This is a genomic window from Amphibacillus marinus (genome assembly GCF_900110345.1).
In the GTDB taxonomy this organism is placed as follows: Bacteria; Bacillota; Bacilli; order Bacillales; family Amphibacillaceae; genus Amphibacillus_D; species Amphibacillus_D marinus.
The window spans coordinates 273,964-290,534 of sequence record NZ_FODJ01000003.1 but is presented as its reverse complement, the minus strand read 5'-3'; the positions used below and the strand labels follow the sequence as shown (position 1 = coordinate 290,534).

14 protein-coding genes are annotated in these 16,571 nt (G+C 38.9%); 3 read left to right on the top strand and 11 right to left on the bottom strand.

Annotated features, from left to right (window positions below):
* The first annotated feature begins 43 nt into the window (after positions 1-43).
* Positions 44-1,021 (top strand): D-isomer specific 2-hydroxyacid dehydrogenase family protein, encoded by a 978-nt coding sequence (locus tag BM000_RS06945; RefSeq protein WP_091496213.1) that lies wholly within the window; start codon positions 44-46, stop codon positions 1,019-1,021.
* Between the two features lie 220 nt (positions 1,022-1,241).
* Here the strand turns inward: BM000_RS06945 and BM000_RS06940 are convergent, their stop codons facing one another.
* The 3 genes from BM000_RS06940 to BM000_RS06930 form a co-directional block, all read right to left on the bottom strand.
* Positions 1,242-2,201, bottom strand: a complete 960-nt coding sequence (locus tag BM000_RS06940) for a pectate lyase family protein (protein ID WP_177178244.1) — start codon at positions 2,199-2,201, stop codon at positions 1,242-1,244.
* 262 nt (positions 2,202-2,463) lie between these two features.
* Complete coding sequence (locus BM000_RS06935; protein WP_091496209.1) at positions 2,464-4,062, bottom strand: xylulokinase; 1,599 nt, start codon at positions 4,060-4,062, stop codon at positions 2,464-2,466.
* Between the two features lie 398 nt (positions 4,063-4,460).
* Complete coding sequence (locus BM000_RS06930; RefSeq protein ID WP_091496207.1) at positions 4,461-5,363, bottom strand: LysR family transcriptional regulator; 903 nt, start codon at positions 5,361-5,363, stop codon at positions 4,461-4,463.
* 118 nt (positions 5,364-5,481) lie between these two features.
* On the opposite strand from BM000_RS06930, the gene BM000_RS06925 reads away from it, so the two are divergent.
* Positions 5,482-6,036, top strand: coding sequence for a flavodoxin family protein (locus tag BM000_RS06925; protein WP_091496205.1), 555 nt, complete (start codon positions 5,482-5,484; stop codon positions 6,034-6,036).
* Positions 6,037-6,090: 54 nt separating this feature from the next.
* On the opposite strand, the gene BM000_RS06920 is transcribed toward BM000_RS06925, so the two are convergent.
* The 6 genes from BM000_RS06920 to BM000_RS06895 all read right to left on the bottom strand — a co-directional run bounded on the left by BM000_RS06920 (position 6,091) and on the right by BM000_RS06895 (position 14,032).
* On the bottom strand, positions 6,091-6,627 hold the full coding sequence (locus BM000_RS06920) for an NUDIX hydrolase (RefSeq protein ID WP_177178239.1): 537 nt from the start codon (positions 6,625-6,627) through the stop codon (positions 6,091-6,093).
* 390 nt (positions 6,628-7,017) lie between these two features.
* Complete coding sequence (locus BM000_RS06915) at positions 7,018-8,451, bottom strand: glycoside hydrolase family 1 protein (protein ID WP_091496203.1); 1,434 nt, start codon at positions 8,449-8,451, stop codon at positions 7,018-7,020.
* Between the two features lie 82 nt (positions 8,452-8,533).
* Entirely contained in the window at positions 8,534-10,459 is a 1,926-nt protein-coding gene (locus BM000_RS06910) for a beta-glucoside-specific PTS transporter subunit IIABC (protein WP_091496201.1), read from the bottom strand.
* 192 nt (positions 10,460-10,651) lie between these two features.
* Positions 10,652-11,530: a BglG family transcription antiterminator LicT gene (licT, locus tag BM000_RS06905; protein WP_091496199.1), complete on the bottom strand. Its 879-nt coding sequence runs from the start codon at positions 11,528-11,530 to the stop codon at positions 10,652-10,654.
* A gap of 550 nt (positions 11,531-12,080) precedes the next feature.
* The gene (locus tag BM000_RS06900; protein WP_091496197.1) at positions 12,081-13,001 is read right to left on the bottom strand and encodes a ketopantoate reductase family protein; all 921 of its coding nucleotides are present in this window, start codon (positions 12,999-13,001) and stop codon (positions 12,081-12,083) included.
* A 140-nt stretch (positions 13,002-13,141) separates the two neighbouring features.
* Complete coding sequence (locus tag BM000_RS06895; RefSeq protein ID WP_091496196.1) at positions 13,142-14,032, bottom strand: aminoglycoside phosphotransferase family protein; 891 nt, start codon at positions 14,030-14,032, stop codon at positions 13,142-13,144.
* Positions 14,033-14,188: 156 nt separating this feature from the next.
* Between BM000_RS06895 and BM000_RS06890 the strand changes: the two genes are divergently transcribed.
* On the top strand, positions 14,189-15,019 hold the full coding sequence (locus BM000_RS06890) for a DUF368 domain-containing protein (protein WP_091496194.1): 831 nt from the start codon (positions 14,189-14,191) through the stop codon (positions 15,017-15,019).
* Between the two features lie 110 nt (positions 15,020-15,129).
* On the opposite strand, the gene BM000_RS06885 is transcribed toward BM000_RS06890, so the two are convergent.
* Together BM000_RS06885 and BM000_RS06880 are read right to left on the bottom strand one after the other, a co-directional pair.
* Entirely contained in the window at positions 15,130-15,990 is an 861-nt protein-coding gene (locus BM000_RS06885; protein WP_143063904.1) for a hypothetical protein, read from the bottom strand.
* Positions 15,977-16,510, bottom strand: coding sequence for an RNA polymerase sigma factor (locus BM000_RS06880; RefSeq protein ID WP_091496190.1), 534 nt, complete (start codon positions 16,508-16,510; stop codon positions 15,977-15,979). The genes BM000_RS06885 and BM000_RS06880 overlap by 14 nt, the downstream gene beginning before the upstream one ends.
* Positions 16,511-16,571 lie beyond the last annotated feature (61 nt).

Sequence of the window (16,571 nt, the reverse complement as noted above, 5' to 3'; positions counted from 1 at the left end):
TCTATGCAAATATTAAGGTACATCAAGTCAGAAGGAGCGTATTATGAAAATTACTGCTTATAATGTGATGCCATTTGAAAAACAAGGCTTACAGGTATTAGAGAAACAGCTAGGAATCGAGCTTACCATTATTGCCGATCCCCTTACCCTTGACAATGTCAACCTAGCAGAGGGCTATCAGGGGGTAACAGTACTCGGCCATAGTCTAATAAATCGGGCTATTTTACAGCAATTGAAAGCATTTGGTATCCGTCATTTATCCACACGAACAATCGGCTTTGATCACATTGACATTGAGAGTGCTAAAGAGCTTAACATTCATGTCAGTAATGCGAATTATCCACCATACAATGTTGCGGAATTTACCGTAATGACCATGCTAATGCTCCTTAGAAAAATAAAAGTATCTATTTGTCGAGCACTTGTCAATGATTTTTCCTTAGCTGGTCTACAAGGGAGAGAGCTTCGCCAGATGACGGTCGGTATTATTGGGACCGGAAAAATTGGCCAATCTGTTATCGATATATTAAGTGGGTTTGGTTGCAGAATTCTCGCTTATAGCAAAGGTGAATCTGTTAATGCACACATTCAATATGTTGACCTTGACACCATCTATCAAGAAAGTGACATTATTTCGCTTCATGTTCCATTAACTGATGAAAACTACCATATGATTAATAAAGCAACCATTGCTAAAATGAAAAAGGGTGTTCTCCTTGTTAATACCTCTCGTGGTGGTTTAATTCATTCCGAGGATTTAATTGACGCTCTTGAAACAGAGTGGATTGGCGGAGCTGCGCTGGATACTTTGGAGGAAGAAGCCGGTATTTCTCACTTTGATATGGGCACGCGCATTGTTAATCAACGTCCGCTCTTTTATTTAAAACAATTCCCTAACGTTATCTTTACGCAACACTATGCTTTTTTTACAGAAGAAGCCACCTTTTCGATGGCTGAAAGTGGATTGAAAGGAATTATTGCTGGCTTTAAAGGTGATGACCACCCCTATCAGGTTGTTTAAAATTAATTAACAGCTAATTGTTCTATTGAGAATCATTGGCTGTTACTGCTATTTATTAATTAAAAATTAGGTAAGGTAATTACTAACTCGTTCTACCCCCATGAGCTCTTTTGCTTATTAATATCTCTCTACATAAAAAAAGCTGACTCTCTTCCCGATGTGGAATTAAAGCCAGCTCCGTAGCTATATAAAATAGTGCTAATCTATTTAAACTGCACGACTATGGCTGGACAACACCGACCCCTGCAAATTGAGTGACAATCGCCTTTACATCTTGAACAGGCGTAAGCTCGTATTGATATGGAACTGTATAATTAGTTGTTGAATCAGTTGGCTGACTTCCGGTACTATTAATAAACAAGTTATTTGCTAAATTCCAAAAACCTGTTTCTCGGCTGTACCAATAGCCTAATGGATTTACTGAGTTTTCAAACACATTGTTTTCAACTAGTAATTGAGCACCCATCCTTGCATTAGTCCCTGTTTCAATAATTCCTTCAAAGTAATTGTTGAAAAGGTGTGCTTCTCCAAATCGAATACTTGGAACACGTGAGTTAAGATTCTGGAAATAGTTATGATGGAACGTAATGTTCCGGTTTGCATTATCACTATCTGACGATCCCATCAGCATCGCTTTCCAGCTATCATGAACATAGTTCCAAGAGAATGTAATATTGTAAGCATCACGCTTCACATCAAACAAGCCATCATAATAATCCTTGTGAACATCTAAACTCGCATAAAGTTCGTTGTGATCAACCCAAATGTTATTAGATGGTCCTTCAACGCTAATTGCATCTTTGTCTCCTGTTCTTACTTCATGAATGGTTAGATTACGAATAATGATGTTGTCTGCGCGCCATATTTTAATGCCAATGCCATCCAAACGCCCATTTGTCCCAATACCAATTACAGAAACATCTGATACATCTTTAATATCAATTTTACTTGCTGAAGTGTTGCTTGGCGTGATTGTGCCATCAACGTAAATAGTCAAGGGTGTATTTGCGTCCTTATCCTTAAGTGCTTGTATTAATTCACTTCCGGTTTCAACAGTGACGACGGTACCGCCTTCTCCACCGGTTGTTCCGCCATCAAATGTAGCAAAACCTCTCATACTAAAATCTGGTGTATTAGCTGAAACAATTTGAAAAGATAGACCAAAGAACAATAGAACCATGAATCCTGTGACGAACCACTTCGTTAACCCTGTTCTCATCTCTTTCACGTCCTTTTGTTAGTTTTTAAAGTCCGTTTGCTAATACAATGCTGATTACCCCACTCCTCCTTTCCTCTCGCTATTACTACCATAATAAAGAAAGCGCTACCAGTAAATAATCATTTCTACATATTATAGTCATTTATTAACATATTAAAGAATTTCACATAAAAAAAGTGATTAAGCTGTTAGCTTAATCACTTTTTTACAATTACTTATTATATTAGCTTAAAAGTTCAACAGCTGCTCGTTCAATTGGAAGTCCTTTTTGATAGCGCTCCATAAATTGTTCAAAGCCAGCTACTGCTCTCGGATCAGGCCTAATTGTTTGTGCTGCTTGCTGACCAAAAACCGAACTAGTGAGGAATTGAGCTAGCGTTTCACCGTCATCGTTATTAATTAAGTAAGCTGCTAAAATAGCAATACCCCAAGCGCCTCCTTCACCAGCAGTATCTAGAACCGCAACTGGTGTGTTTAAGGCAGCTGCCATGATCTGTTGTCCCACACCTTCCGTCTTAAATAACCCACCATGTCCGTGCATTTCGTCGAGATTAACCTGCTCTTCTTTTAACAGAATGTCCATCCCCATTTTCATTGCAGCGACAGCTGAGTATAGGTGAGTCCGCATAAAGTTTGCTAATGTAAACGAACTAGAGGTAGACCGAGCAAATAATGGACGACCCGATTCAAAATGAGTCATATGCTCGCCAGACAAGTAACCATATGATAATAAACCACCTGCATCAGCATCGCCTTCTAAGGCTTTATTAAACAACGTGTGATATAACGTATCAGTATCCACTTCAATTCCCATTACTTGATTGTATTCTTTAAATAAATGAAGCCAGGCGTTAAGGTCAGACGTACAGTTGTTTGAATGCGCCATAGCAACTAGACTTCCTGTTGGGGTTGTCACAAGATCAATTTCTGGATAAACCTTTGATAGCTCATCCTCCAGTACCACCATAGCAAAAGCGGAGGTACCAGCTGAAACATTACCGGTCCGCTGAGCAACACTGTTTGTAGCGACCATTCCAGTGCCCGCATCCCCTTCAGGTGGACATAATAATGCACCAGCCTGAAGTTCGCCAGTTGGATCAAGCAAGATCGCTCCTGCTTCTGTTAACCGACCTGCATCTTCTCCAGCAACTTTTACAGCTGGCAAGATTTCTGATAACTGCCAGTTATAGTCTTCTCCCTCAACAAGCTGATCAAATTGCTCAATCATCTTCTTATTAAACGATTTTGTCGCTAAATCAATTGGGAACATACCAGATGCTTCCCCAACACCTAACACCTTTTCCCCAGTAAGCATCCAATGAACATAGCCTGCTAAAGTTGTTTGAAAATGAATACTGGCAACATGCGGCTCCTCATTTAAAATGGCTTGATAAAGATGCGTTATACTCCAGCGCTGCGGAATTTGATAATTAAATAATGTGGTTAATTCACTAGCAGCATCACCTGTTATATTGTTTCGCCATGTGCGAAAAGGAACGAGTAATTGGTCATTGTGATCAAACACCAGATAACCATGCATCATTGCACTAATTCCAATAGCAGCAAGTTTACTAAGCTTGACGTTGTATTGCCGCTCAACATCGGTTACTAGTTTCTGATAGCTATCACGCAGACCCTTCCATATTTCCTCTGTGCTATACGTCCAAATATTGTCAAGATAACTATTTTCCCAATCGTGACTACCTGTTGCAATAGGCAGATTATCCTCGCCAATCAGAACAGCCTTTATTCGTGTTGAGCCTAGCTCGATCCCCAGCACTGTCTTTCCTTCTAATATACTCGCTTTAACAGCTTCAGTCATACCTTCTCCTCCAAAGTCCGATAATATTAAAACGCTTTCTTTAGTTAATTATAAACAAAAAAACATATACGTACAAGTTATCTTTTATTTTTATTGTCTTCTCTTTTACTGCCGGTTATATTTAAAAATAATATACAGGAGAGGTTAAGAGGTGCGGACAATTATAAATATGGACTATTTACCTGGATAAGCCCAATTTGCTTAAAATTTACGCACCTCAATTTGTAACATATCATTCTTACAAGTATAAAAACAGCATCATAAGGAGTAGTAGAAGATTGACAACACCCTTCTCCTAAACATTAGCAATTATCGGAACATGTTTACTTATTAACAAACAAGATGATAACAATCCTAATTATTGCTTCAGGTTTTGACTAGACCAAATTAAGAAAATTTCATTGCCCTTTCAAACACATTATTGGTTTAGTATTATCGGCACGCCAGTTAGCATGGGTTTCAAGTAATTCAAAAAACAATTGCAGCTTTGAAGAGACCCACTTATCCTTATGAATTGCAGTGTAGATTCCTAATTCCTCTTGTGGTTCATCTGGCGTCACCAATTGCAATACGCCTTGTGCTAGCTCTTCTTCAATTACAAATCTAGGGAGCATAGCTATCCCTAAGCCAGCTAGTACACATTGCTTAATGGCAGCAACACTTGGTAATTCAACTTGACTTAATTTGTCTACATAGAATGCCTTCATATAGGTATCTATTACCGGGCGCCAACTACAGGTATACTCGGTAACCAGCATGGTTTGATTGGGTTGAGGGGGATGGTGGGCAGCTGTTACCATCAAAAGTGCTTCCTTGCCCAGTTGTTTTAAACTGAGCGACGGTGCATGCCAATCAGGCAGCTCTACTAACACAGCAAAGTCAATTTCTCCCTCCTTAAGCTGATTGGCTATATTCGGATATTTTAAAGCCTTAACAGTAATATCTACCATTGGATATTTTTTTCGAAACGTACTAATCACAGTTGGTAACCAATAGATCAACAGTGACTCACTAACCCCGATTACCAATGACCCTTGGGGCATGTGCTCTGATTGAATAGCTTCCATTGACTGCGAAGATAAGGCAATCATTTTACGAGCATATGGCAAAAAAACCTCCCCTGTCTCGGTTAAACTAATCTTTTTTCCTAGTCGATCAAAGAGGGGCTTACCCAGCTCTCGTTCTAGTTCTTTAATATGGCTAGTTACTGAAGATTGGGCATAGCCTAAATGATCCGCTGCTTTTTTAAAGCCACCTGACTCTACAATGGTTTTAAACGTTATTAAATGACGTAGTTCCATAAGTATCCAACTTTCTATTATCAATTTTACTGAATCAACGATTCGATTATTTCAATTTTACTGAATTATAATATTATTATACACTTGTGTTAACGTAGAAAAAAGGAGTGGATATATCTTGAGTATTTTAGTTATTTTGGGGAGTAGTAGAAAAGGCGGTAACACAGAGAACTTGATTAATAACTTGCTAGCTAACATTAAACACGAGCGCATTTATTTGGCAGATCATTACATTGAACCCATTGTAGATCAAAGACATACAGCGACAGGGTTCGAACCAGCAGACGATGACTATCCTTTAATTTTAGAAAAATTCCTCGCTCACGACACAATCATTTTTGCAACACCACTATACTGGTTTGGCATGTCCGCTCACATGAAACTGTTCTTTGACCGTTGGAGTCAATATTTAAGAGATGAGCGTTATGATTTAAAAGCTAATCTTTCGAACAAACAAGCTTATGTTATTGTCACTGCACATTACCCTGATCCTAATTTAACCGCCTTACCATTGATTCAGCAATTTAATCACATCTTTAGCTATGTGGGGATTAAATTTATTGATTATCTCATTGGGCACGGGAATAAACCAAATGATATTTTAACTGATCAGCTTGCCCTGGCAAAAGTAGAGCAGTGGCAGACAGCATTGCAGCTTGATGCTTCATTATAATTGCTACACTAGCAAGGACTTCCCTAGCTAAGCTAGTCTCTCGAGGTAAGAGGACTAGCTTTTTTCTTCTATTATATAGTGATGCGCACCAATCCTTTTTCGCATCACAAATAAAGTCTCTATTAAACTTTTGTGATAAGGTACGAACGCTTTATGATCAATTAAAGTCAAGACTTCTTCTAAGCTTGCCCATTTAACGGCCTGTACCTCTTCCGGCTGTAGCTTAAGTTGCTGAAGATCAAGATCATACTCAATTAAATAGAAGTCATCAAAACCACGTTCAAAATTTACGGTTAAAGCAACGGGCGTATCCGTTAGATTAATTCTATAGCCAATTTCTTCAAACACCTCGCGTTCAGCGGCCTGACGACTATTGTCACCTGCTACTGCACTACCGCCAACCGTTACGTCCCATAAATTAGACCAACCCTTTTTAAACGGTTGCCGTTGTTGAATTAACAGTTGTCCCTTCTGATTAAAAATACATACGTGCACCACTAAATGATATGCCCCATCTGTAAAACGATCACCTCTGGTCATCGTTTCTCCAGTTAAATTGCGCTCGCGGTCATAAACGTCCCATTTTTCCATCTTAATTCCTCCCTCTATAAAATAATTTATTCTTAAAATTCTCCTCAATTCTCTTTGTCCGAGAAGCTTGCTTCTGCTTATTAGCTTCTTTCCCAAAAGCTATTCTTTCTCTTTAAGTTAAGCACATCCCTCATTATAATTGAACAAAGCTTTCAACTCAAAACGAATAAAAATTAACTGTACCAAAAGAAACGAAGCAACAGAAATCACTTAACAACAGATACAGAACTTGCGCGAGGGGAAAGAATTGTTGAGCGCTTTATTGGGCTAAGGAATTACTTAGGAATGAAAGCAAATGCCTTTATTAATTGGCGATATTAGCAACTTATCAATTTGCTGTTTTACTCAAAAAAAGTAGACACATTAACTAATGTGCCTACCCGTTATTTTCTAGAGTTCATTTCCATTTGATTCAATAACTTGTTTATACCAATAGAAGGATTTCTTACGCATGCGCTCCATTGTTCCAGATCCATCGTCATGTTTATCCACATAAATAAAGCCATAGCGCTTTGAGTATTCACCGGTAGAAGCACTAACTAAGTCAATACACCCCCATGGCGTGTAGCCAATTAGGTCAACTCCATCTTGGACTGCTTCACCCATTTGCTTTATGTGTTCACGTAAATAATCAATACGATAATCATCCTGAATCGAACCGTCTGCTTCAATCTGATCATAGGCACCCAAACCATTTTCAACAATCATTAATGGTTTTTGATAGCGCGCATACAACTCATTCAAGGCAATCCGCAAGCCAATTGGATCAATTTCCCATCCCCAATCACTTGCACTTAAGAATGGATTCTTAACACCGCCGATTAAATTACCTTGCCCCATTTCCTCAGCGGTTTTATGCTTTTTATCCGTCCGAGACATATAATAGCTAAATGAGATGAAATCCACTGTTCCTTGCTTAATTTCTTCTAAATCGCCCGCTTCAATCTTAAGTTTGATATTGTTCTCTTCAAAATAACGTTTCGCAAAGTACGGGTATTCCCCTCTCACCTGAACGTCTCCACAGAAAAAGTTAAACAGATCTGCTTCTCTTCTAACATACATTACATTTTCAGGATTAGCATCGAAAGCGTAGACGGGAGCATAGAGTAACATGCAACCAATCTGCGATTCGGGAATAATCTCGTGCCCTTTCTTCACAGCCCGCGCACTTGCTACAAACTGATGATGCAAACCTTGGAAGCTTTCCTGCAAGCGAGTCGCTTCACTTTCAGGCGAGAAACCTAAGCCTAAAAGTGGTAGATGTGTCGCACCATTAATCTCATTAAATGTTAACCAATACTTCACCTTATCCTGATAGCGCGTAAAAATCGCTTCAACATAACGATCAAAGAATTCTACTAACTTACGATTTTTCCAACCACCATATTCCTTAATTAAGTGTAACGGTGTTTCGTAGTGGGCAATGGTGACCAGTGGCTCAATATTATACTTCGCTAGTTCGTCAAAGATACGATCATAAAAGGCTAAGCCAGCTTCATTAGCTTCCGTTTCATCTCCATTAGGGAAAATCCGACTCCAAGCAATGCTTAACCGGAAAACCTTAAAACCCATTTCCGCGAATAGAGCAATGTCTTCCTTATAACGGTGATAAAAATCAATGCCCTCATGATTGGGGTAATGATACTTAGCCTGATCAATTTCGAAATCAAAGCCTGGACTAGCTAAGAGCTTTAAACGTTCTTTGCCACCAGGTAACACATCGGCAAGATTTAGTCCCTTGCCACCTTCATTTAAACCGCCTTCAAATTGATTTGCTGCCGTTGCACCGCCCCATAAAAAGCCGTCCTTAAATTGATTAGTCATTTGGATTGTCCTCCTACATTTTTTAGAAACTCACTTATCTATTTAGAGGTGCATCATGTGCACCTCTAATCCACTTCCAGAGCTAGTTTGTTACTAATTCCATAATAACATCATCTACACGATAGTTCCCTTGCTCCAAGATGTTAAATGAAAAACCGGACGAATTCGTGATAACTACTGGTGTGGTAAGCGTATAACCCTCTTGCTTAATTTTTTCAGCATCAAAGGTCAACATTAACTGTCCACGCTCAACACGATCACCTTGATTAACATGATGGCTAAAGTACTTACCTTCAAGCTTAACTGTGTCCATTCCAACATGAATTAATACCTCAGCACCTTCAGCAGATGTAATGCCAATTGCATGATGCGTCGGAAAGAGCGACGTCACCGTTCCAGCCACAGGTGCAAATACTTTACCTTCCATCGGCTCAATCGCAATGCCTTTACCAAGAGCACCTGATTTAAAAGCAGCATCATCAATTTGATTTAAAGCTCTAACTTCACCATTGATTGGACTTGTCACCACAATTGCAGTACCTTGGCCTGGCTCAGGCTTTACGGACTTTTTTCCAGCGTCACCGACCATTTCTTGATTTGCTTCCTCTATATTAATACCACCAAATGAATAGGTTAGGAGGAAGGCCACTACGAAACCGAGTACTGTTGCGACAACAGAAGCAATAAATGCTGTGTCAAAGCCTTCCGGACCGATAAAGCTTGGGAACTGAAAGACGCCTAAGCCACCCATAACATAGCCTGTTACTCTAAAGAAACCAAGTACGCCACCACCTATTGCTGAAGTAATTAAGGTAAAGATAAACGGTTTTTTCAACGGTAACGCAATTCCATACATCGCCGGCTCAGTAACACCAAAAATGGATGAGATAAGAGCCGGTGCACAGAGTCCTTTTAGTTTTTGGTTTTTTGTTTTGATCCAAACGGCTAAGATCGCACCTGCTAAGGCAAATGAATGGACAAATACTAATGCAAGTATTGAATCTGATCCATTAACAGCAAAGTTATTAATTGCAATTGGTACAAGACCCCAGTGTAAGCCAAACATAACAAACACTAACCAAAGACCGCCTAAGAAGATACCCGCAATAACAGGACTTAAATCATACGCCCATACCGTGACTTCACCAAGTAATTGACTTGCCCAAGTCGCAATTGGACCAATAACGATAAACGTTAACGGGACAATGAGTAGAATTGTAAACATCGGAACTAAGAACATGCTTACAACAGAAGGAATCACGCGCTTTAGAAACTTCTCGACTTTAGCTGCAAACAGAGTTGAAATAATAATTGGAATAACTGACATGGAATACGTCATTAAAATAATCGGAATCCCTAGAAACTCGACATAAATCGGTGATTCAAACAAGGTACCTGAAAATAAATAATAGAGTGGTTCACTAGCACCTGGAATTCCTTCAAGAGCTGGATAGACGAGTGCCATCGCAATCGTCATTCCCAAGAAAGGCGTTCCACCAAATTTCTTCATTGCTGTGTAACCCAGGATAACGGGTAAGAAATAAAATAAACCATCTCCAGCCGCATTTAGGATTTGATACGTTCCACTTGTATCCGTAAATACCTCCAGCGCGATAAAAAGTGCATTAATCCCCTTGATCATCCCAGAGGCTGCTAGAACACCGAGAATGGGTGTAAATATTCCCGATATCATATCAATAAAACGATTAAATAGATTCCCTTTCGCTTCACTTTGGTTATTTGCATCAGAAGCTTCTGCTTGGAAGCCCCCTACCTCGACAACTGCTCTGTATACATCTGAGACATGGTTTCCAATAACGACTTGATACTGCCCACCACTCTGCATAACCGTGACAACACCATCCATATTCTTTAATACATCCGTATTGGCTTTACTCTCGTCCTTTAATTTAAATCGAAGTCTAGTTATACAATGCACCACACTATTTACATTCTCCCGACCACCCACGTGGTGAACAATATCTTTTGCCAATTGCTCATGTTTCATCTTTTCTCATCCTTTCTTTAATTGGAAATTTCAAATAAAAAACCTGAACCAATCATAAGCCTACACTTATCGTGTAGCTTTGATTGATTCAGGTTATGCCCAAAAAAGGTAACATTCCTAAATAGTATATAGTTTTATTAATCGATTAACACCTTAAATCTAACACGCTTACATTTCCCTGTCAACAAAAAATTAAGCGTTTTCATTATTTTTTCGATTTTCTGCTTCCTTACGCTCACGATAGGTGACTCGATGAATATGAACAGTTAAATAAACACGCTCGTCCTGCGAAAGCGGCCATTTAAACTCCTGCTCTAAATACAGATTAATTCTCTCCGTACAGGCATAGGCCCTAGCATACTTAACCTTAACCTGCTCATGCATGAAATCATCAACAGTATCTGTCGACTCCTCTCTCCGAACAAACCGTACAGAGAAATAACGAAGATGCGTGACAAACCGTTCGTAGTTAATGGTAGTCTCATCAAGACTCATTTGAAAAAAATACTTAACAATGTTTAAAATACTATCAACCATCTCTGTAACTTGAATGGCTGCCTGCATGTTCTCCCCAGATAATTGACTATTAACGAGATGTAGCGCAATTGAACCCGCTTCATCCTCATCCAGTACAATACCGGTACGTTGCTCAATAATTCCTAGGCAGCGTTTTGCAACCTGAAATTCTCTTTTGTAGTACTTTCTTACCTCGTAAAGCAGCTTATTCTTTAGCTGAATGCCTTGCTTGTACCGTGCAATAGCAAAGCTCAAATGGTCGGTTAATGCGACATAAAGATATTCGTCTAACTTGTATGGCAAATGTTTTTGGGCATAAATTAAAATCTCAGAAGCGATATCGAGATACTCCTCTGAAGTGTATTTTAATAACTGGTCAAGTTTAAGTGCTATTTCTTTATCCTGTACCACAAACATTTTCTCAACCTTACTATTTTCAATTGACTGACCGATCTTCTTTTGGAATGCTAAGCCCCTCCCCATTACGACCATTTCTTGCCCTTCCTGGTTCGTTGTTGTTACAACATTATTATTCAAAATTTTATCTATTTTCACCTACTCACCGCCCTTTTTTCTGTGCATCCACCTTCGCTAAAAAATAAAAATAATATCATCATTTTTCTATCACAGACTTTTTACCCTGTCAAGTCTCCAATCGGTGAATAACCATTCAAAAACAATCTGTTATACAACAAATTACTTATTCGAATAGCTACTTATAATAAAATACAAAAGTTTGGTTATTCTTAATACATCAAATAAATTAGTAAGTATCAATCAAAAAGAGAGGAGTAATTCAAGGTAAAACAGAAGCTAATATATCTTGCTATTAAATTTTTTGTATTAGTACAGGAATTTTAACTTCAAAATATTCTCATCACCTGTGAATGTCTCCTTATTTAGGAGTAATCGCTCTCAATTGATAAGTGTTCGCACGTAAAGTTTGTTAATTGCACTGAAACATAGATTAAGTGCGCAACTGTCTGAGTTGAGAGCGAAATTAGTGGAATAGGTGCGATCTTTCCATACTAACAAGGTCAATTCGGAAAGCGGGGATAACGGCATTAAAAAAAGGGCTACCCTAGCTTGGCGCCCTCTTTCCTTCTTAAGTATACTGCAACTCAATTTCTGCAATTTGATCATATAGCATCTGGTTAATTGGCGTCTCGACACCAAAGCGGCTGGCCAGCTTTAAGACAGTCCCACTAAATAATTCAACTTCACAATAGCGCTTAGCTTCGAAATCCTGCCGCATCGATGGTTTCCCTTGCGGATGAAGCTGGTTAAGACAATTTAGCCAATACTTAAGGTCCGAATCATCTAGTGGTGTATCGGTATGCTCAGATAGCGCTTTTACCTCTTTCATTGCAGCGATCATGGTATCTCTTACTTTGCCGTCTACCTGCACCCCTTCATAGTTGGTTTGGTATACTGCAACCGTTTGATTGACGCCGACATTGAGCATAAATTTGCCCCATTGTCTCTTTCTCATGTTCTGATCAATTTCGTACGGAAAAGCTACCGAATCAAAGAAACGCGCAACAGCCTGCACATTCTTCGTTGGCTCCGTCATTACTTCTTCACCAAAACAAAGCACACCTTTATTGGCGTAAGTAAGCCTGTTTCCTTCTTTCACCGCATCCATTCCTTGCGCAACACAATAAAGCACGCGCTCTTTCCCGTACACTTCACTAATGAGCTCTTCACTCGTAATACCATTAATTGCTGACATAATAATCGTATGCTCACCAACCTGATTTCTTACTGCTTCCAATGCTTCTGCTAAGCCATTGAATTTAACCGTAATTAAAACCAAATCAGCCGGAGTCATCTCCTCTTCTGGTGTTACATACGAGAATTGACAGCGCCGCTCGTTACTAAAAAAACCCTCTTTTTTATATCTTTCAATTCGTTCTTCATCTGCTATAATGCGGAGAGCATTAGCTGGTAGATGTTTTGAAAAATGCTCAGCATACATCACACCAAGTGCCCCCAGACCAATAATGGCTATCTTTTTTATCTGCATGTTTGGTCATCCTTCCCTTCAAAGCATTTGAAAACACATAGGTAATAATATTACAACGTTATCACCCAGACAACTACATTGTCACATTTACTCACACGTTGTTAAAATTTCTGACAATTCAGATAAATAAACCGTTCTTGCTAACTTTTACTTAAGTACCAATCTGGCAACGTTCCAGCTTCAAACCATTGAAGGAAATCAGCTGCTTGTCGCTTCATGAACGCAACCTCTTGTGTTCCATAGGGAATAGCCCAAGGTAGGGATCCAATTATATTGCTACAGAAATAAAAGGCTAGTGTCTGAAAGAACAACTTTGGTGGAGTACCAGCAAAATAGCCATCGATCTGCCCAGTTGCAAATGCTGGGCTTATCTTAGCACTAAAAGAAAGACGATTAAATTCCTCCCAAGGGTCACCAACATCATGACGATTAAAATCAATAATAGCCAGGTCATTATTTTCGGTTAAAATCATGTTGCCGAGATGATAGTCACCATGGTGAAAGCATTGTGGTCGGTCATTGAGTAGCTCCTGATGTTGTTGTAAATAATTGATGATCAAGGTATCCCCATCAAAGGACTCATCACATCTAAGATATTTCTTAATCTTGTATTCTGTTTTCTTTAGATAAAAAGCCTGCCAGTCTTGATGCTTTGCAGGAACATTAACATCATGAATTGTCCTAAGCATTTGACCAGCTTTGATCCCAAGCTGATAATGCTGTTCATTGGTTAGCGTCGGTAAAATGATCTCAGCATCTTGCCCATGACACCAACTCATAATCATATAAAGAGTTTCCTCTTCCTTGCAGGGAATTAATTCAATTGGCTGATTGGTATGAAACCCCATTGAAGTTAATGTTTTTAACATATTAAACTCACTAACTTTTTGATCATAGGCTGAAAGCTCTGTTTGGCGAATAAGTAATGCTTTATCATCTATCGTGCGCACAAAATACTTTTGGTCAGAAGACCAACCTTTTTTTATTTGCTTTACTGTTCGATAGCTCGGATTCTGTAACACACCACCCATACTGCTCACCTCTTTTAAACTAATTTATCACGTACTTTTGCATATACTGACTATAGCACAAACTTACAGCATAATTTCATGCATTTTTGAAAAAATATGCTATGATAAATCGTACGGCAAAATTATCTATTCATCACAAAAGGGGTGCACGTTTTAATGGACAAACCTCGTTCATTTGATTGGTTGTTACGCTTCATTAAAGGTATTTTTATCGGATCCGGCTTTATTCTGCCTGGCGTTAGTGGCGGTGCTCTTGCGGCTGTATTCGGCATTTACGAGCGGATTATTACTTTTCTGGCCCATATAACAAAGAACTTCAAAGAAAATGTTCGATTCTTTATCCCCATTGGTTTAGGTGCCGTCTTTGGGATCTTTATCTTTTCCTTTGTTGTTAGTTTCTTACTTGGAAATTACCAAACGCCGATTTTATGGTTTTTTGTTGGCTGTATCGTTGGAACGGTTCCTGCACTTTGGGCTGAGGCGGGTAAACATGGTAGAGAACCACGCGATATCTATATTCTGATCATCACATTTGTGCTGGCCCTGCTATTTTTAATCTATGGGCAAAACTTAATTCAAGGTGCGGTAGATCAGAATCTCTATACTTGGGTACTCGCCGGTGGTTTAATTGGACTGGGAATGATTATTCCAGGGTTAAGTCCATCCAATTTTCTAATCTATATGGGCATGTATAAGGCAATGTCGGATGGTATTAAGGATGGGGAATGGTCAATTATTATTCCTGTCTTTCTTGGCGTAGTAATCTGTGTATTAAGCTTATCGAAACTAATGGATTTTATTTTCCGAAAAGCTTATCGACCACTTTTCCACTTTATTCTAGGGGTTGTGTTTGCTTCAACAGTGATGATTGTTCCTGTTGATTATAGCGGAATAACCCTGCTTGGTTTACTCGCTTGTGCAGCACTGTTACTTGCAGGAACCTTGCTCGGTTGGTGGATGACTAGGCTTGAGGAAAAATACAAATAATAACGAGCTAACGGATTGTCACTTTTGACAGTCTGTTAGCTCGTTATTTCTATTTTTTCAAAAAAAGTCGATAACTTATTAAGCTTAGCTGTTCTTCTGACACTATTAACCTAATCTATTACCTCAGCTTGAATAATCATATAGTGATCTTCATTATTAGATAGCTTAATTTGAATGTATTTAACAGTCTCATTCCCATCATGGTCAGTAATTGTAATTGTAATTAAATCTTCTTTAAGTTCATCTGGATAGTCATTGAGCTGCAATTCACCAGGCACGCGACCACCATTGTTATCGGTAACAATCTGTAACGCTTTATTACTCAGGTGGCTGAAACGATCAAAATAATAGTGTTCAAATTCGTCAGTAATTGACCACTTATATAATTCCCAGGCGGTCCATTTATAATTAATTTCATCATGGGCAGTAAAGTCCTGATCAAACTGAAAGGTAATCTCTTGTGTAAGAAAATCATCATAATAACGGTTATATGACCAGATCTGACTATCGTAATAATTACTCTCATAATCCCTTTCACCATAATGCTCAGTTGCTTCTCTAATACCATAGCCGTCGACATATTCATTTTCTGCCTTAATGTTTATTTCTCGAATATTGTCGCCCTCAATTTGAAAAAACATTTCAAACCAGCCATTAATTTCTTCAACAATAAACGTCTCATCTGAATTTCTAATTGAATCGTATTGCGGGTTTAACCGAATTTGGTAATGGTCCCCTTGTGCGCCTGATGGGTTACGCTCAATCACTCTTGGCATAAACAGGGTCAGAATTAAAAGCAGTAGTATGCTTGCTGCTGTTACAGGAATGAGGGGCAGATGTTTTTTCCAGTGTCTTTTTGGGTTCGTCACACGTTTTGAAGACTGATAAATTTCGCCCAACATGCTATCTTTCTGCTCTCCTGAAGGTCCTGTTGCTTCATAGTAACGATTAAGTTTATCACCTTTCATCATTTATCCCTCCTAGTTCAGTGCTAAGTACCTTCTTGGCCCGGCGCATTCTCGTCTTAATTGTGTTTAAATTTACTTGGAGTAGCTTAGCTATTTCTGCAAGCTTGTATCCTTCGTAATAGTGCAGATAGATAATAAGCCGATTTAACGGAGGTAATTTCTTTAATTGCTCTTCTAAATCCTGATACTCAAATTGGTCCAACCCCTCCCAACCAAGCAAATCAATATCAAACTGAATAACTTTTCGTCTTAATCGACTCCGATGAAGATCAATACATTGATTTTTGGCAGTGGTAATTAACCAGGCATGCTCATGGTTGACATTAGCAAAGCTCCTCTGCTTCTCTAATAGCTTAATAAATACAGACTGGCACATATCCTCTGCATCCCCTTTATTGCCAACCATTGTATAACAGATGCGATAGATTGTTTCGACATGGAGTTGGTATACGTCAGCAAATGAGCGCTGGCTAGCATTATTAAAGCCAAAATCAATTTCTTCATCGTTAAACATTTCTGTCATGGTGAACAACCTCCTCTCTTTTTTAATACGTCCACTTTAGTAAAAAGGTTTCCAAAAAACA

Excerpts from the sequence above, each read along its gene's own strand:
- BM000_RS06945 (WP_091496213.1), top strand. The coding sequence starts at position 44 with ATGAAAATTACTGCTTATAATGTGATGCCATTTGAAAAACAAGGCTTA.
- BM000_RS06940 (WP_177178244.1), bottom strand. The coding sequence starts at position 2,201 with ATGGTTCTATTGTTCTTTGGTCTATCTTTTCAAATTGTTTCAGCTAAT.
- BM000_RS06935 (WP_091496209.1), bottom strand. The coding sequence starts at position 4,062 with ATGACTGAAGCTGTTAAAGCGAGTATATTAGAAGGAAAGACAGTGCTG.
- BM000_RS06930 (WP_091496207.1), bottom strand. The coding sequence starts at position 5,363 with ATGGAACTACGTCATTTAATAACGTTTAAAACCATTGTAGAGTCAGGT.
- BM000_RS06920 (WP_177178239.1), bottom strand. The coding sequence starts at position 6,627 with ATGGAAAAATGGGACGTTTATGACCGCGAGCGCAATTTAACTGGAGAA.
- BM000_RS06915 (WP_091496203.1), bottom strand. The coding sequence starts at position 8,451 with ATGACTAATCAATTTAAGGACGGCTTTTTATGGGGCGGTGCAACGGCA.
- BM000_RS06910 (WP_091496201.1), bottom strand. The coding sequence starts at position 10,459 with ATGAAACATGAGCAATTGGCAAAAGATATTGTTCACCACGTGGGTGGT.
- BM000_RS06900 (WP_091496197.1), bottom strand. The coding sequence starts at position 13,001 with ATGCAGATAAAAAAGATAGCCATTATTGGTCTGGGGGCACTTGGTGTG.
- BM000_RS06895 (WP_091496196.1), bottom strand. The coding sequence starts at position 14,032 with ATGGGTGGTGTGTTACAGAATCCGAGCTATCGAACAGTAAAGCAAATA.
- BM000_RS06890 (WP_091496194.1), top strand. The coding sequence starts at position 14,189 with ATGGACAAACCTCGTTCATTTGATTGGTTGTTACGCTTCATTAAAGGT.
- BM000_RS06885 (WP_143063904.1), bottom strand. The coding sequence starts at position 15,990 with ATGATGAAAGGTGATAAACTTAATCGTTACTATGAAGCAACAGGACCT.
- BM000_RS06880 (WP_091496190.1), bottom strand. The coding sequence starts at position 16,510 with ATGACAGAAATGTTTAACGATGAAGAAATTGATTTTGGCTTTAATAAT.